This window comes from Pseudonocardia pini (assembly GCF_013870575.1).
Classification (GTDB): Bacteria; Actinomycetota; Actinomycetes; order Mycobacteriales; family Pseudonocardiaceae; genus Pseudonocardia; species Pseudonocardia pini.
The window spans coordinates 1-1,938 of record NZ_JACBXB010000921.1 but is presented as its reverse complement, the minus strand read 5'-3'; the positions used below and the strand labels follow the sequence as shown (position 1 = coordinate 1,938).

3 protein-coding genes are annotated in these 1,938 nt (G+C 73.6%); 1 reads left to right on the top strand and 2 read right to left on the bottom strand.

All coding sequences use genetic code 11. The features are described 5' to 3' along the window. A partial coding sequence (locus H5J29_RS30835; protein WP_181784462.1) for a ferredoxin occupies positions 1-169 on the bottom strand: 169 nt, incomplete at its 3' end. Between the two features lie 11 nt (positions 170-180). Further along, on the bottom strand, positions 181-1,383 hold the full coding sequence (locus tag H5J29_RS30830; RefSeq protein ID WP_181784461.1) for a cytochrome P450: 1,203 nt from the start codon (positions 1,381-1,383) through the stop codon (positions 181-183). Positions 1,384-1,487: 104 nt separating this feature from the next. On the opposite strand from H5J29_RS30830, the gene H5J29_RS30825 reads away from it, so the two are divergent. Then, positions 1,488-1,938: TetR/AcrR family transcriptional regulator (locus H5J29_RS30825; protein WP_312858488.1), on the top strand; the 451-nt coding region annotated here is incomplete at its 3' end.

Below are 1,938 nucleotides of genomic sequence, written 5' to 3'. Positions count from 1 at the left end.
CGGGGCACTGCGTCTCGGCCGCGCGGGCGAGGGTCGCGTGCGCCGCGTCCGGATCGGCGTCGAGGAGCTCGACGATCCCGTCCTCCTCGCGCTGGTCGAACAGGTCGGGCGCGGTCATCGCGCACTGCCCCGCGCCGACGCACTTCTCCTGGTCCGCCTCGATGTGCACGGCCCGCCTCCTCACCAGGTGACCGGCAGCGCGGTCACGCCGCCGGTGATGTGGCCGGTCCGGACGTCGAGCTCGTCGACCTGCGCGGCCAGGCGGAGGTCCGGCAGCCTGCGGGCGAGCGTCGAGAACACGGTGCGCAGCTCCACCCGGGCGAGGCTCGCGCCGATGCAGAAGTGCGCCCCGTGCCCGAAGCCGAGGTGGGTCCGTTCCTCGCGGTCCGGGTCGAAGTCCTCGGCCGCGGCGTACACGCCGGGGTCCCGGTTGGCCGCGTTGACCGAGAGGATCAGCGCGTCGCCGCGCTCGATCCGCACGCCCGCCAGCTCGACGTCCTCGTGGGCGTAGCGCAGCAGGCCGAGGTCGCCGGGGGCGCCGAGGCGCATGATCTCCTCGACGGTGGCGTCGACCCGTCCCGCCGGGTCCGCGACGAGCTCCGCCCAGTGCTCGCGGTGGGTCATCAGGAGGAGCGTGCCGAGGCCGATCCGGTTCACCGTGGTCTCGTGCCCCGCGAACAGCAGCCCGACGGCGAGGCGGGTCATCTCGGCGTAGTCGAACGCCTCGTCCGCGGCCTGGGCGGCCACGAGGTCGGAGATGACGTCCTCGCCGGGGTCGCGGCGCTTGGCTTCGGCGAGCCCCGCCATGTAGCGACCGAACCGCGTACGTGCCTCGTGCGCGTCGTCGCCCTCGGACGCGGTGGCCATGCGGTCGGAGAGGTCCCGGAAGAGCTCGCCGTCGGACTCGGGCACACCGAGCAGGGCGCAGATGACCGCGACCGGCACCGGGAGGGCCAGCAGCTCGTGCATGTCGACGACCGGGTTCCCGGACCGGGCCGCGAGCATCCGGTCGATGCACCCGTCGACCAGGCCCTGGACGTCGTCGGTCAGCAGGGTCATCCGCTTGGCGGAGAACGCGGGCGCGAGCAGCCTGCGCATCCGGTCGTGGTCGGCCCGCTCCGTCTCGTAGCTGCCGGTGGGGCCCTCCTGGACGGCGGCGGTGGTGATCCGCGAGGCCTGCTCGGGCGCCGGGTGCGAGCGACCGAACCGCTTGTCCCCCAACAGCTGCTTGACCTCGTCGAAACGCGTGACCAGCCAGGCCGGATCGCCCGCGGGCGTGGTCACGGCGGCGACGGGGGCCTCGCGGCGCAGGACGTCGTACAGCGGGGCGAGCTCGAGGACGTTGGGACGGGCGAAGGGCAGCCGACGCTCGGTGGTGGTCAACGGATCTCCTTCCGACTGTGCTCCCGACGGTAGACATTGTTGGCAGTTACTGCCACTTATAGTGCTCGATAGGGTCGGCGGGTTCCGACAGGAGGGGGCGGCGGGTGACGACCGAGACCGGACCGGCCCGCCGCGGCCGCCCACCGCTGACCGAGGAGCAGCGGCAACGGCAGCGGACCGAGATCTCCCGGCACGCCGTGCGGCTGTTCCGCGCACAGGGCCTCGCCGCGACCTCGGGCGCGCAGATCGCCGAGGCGGCCGGGGTGTCGGAACGGACCGTGTGGCGCTGGTTCCGCAGCAAGGAGAGCTGTGTGGCGCCGCTGCTGCGCAGCTCGCTCTCCTCCTTCGAGGAGGTGCTGCGCGCCTGGCCCCGCGACCGCGGGCTGGTGGAGCACCTCCGCACGGCGTACCCGGTGGCGGGACCGGAGGTCGACGACGTGCTCGCCGTCGTCCGCATGACCCGGACCGAACCCGGGTTGCGGGCCGTGTGGCTGCTGCTCCACGAAGGCGCCGAGGCCACGCTGACCGAGGTCTTCGCGCGCAGGCTCGGCCTGC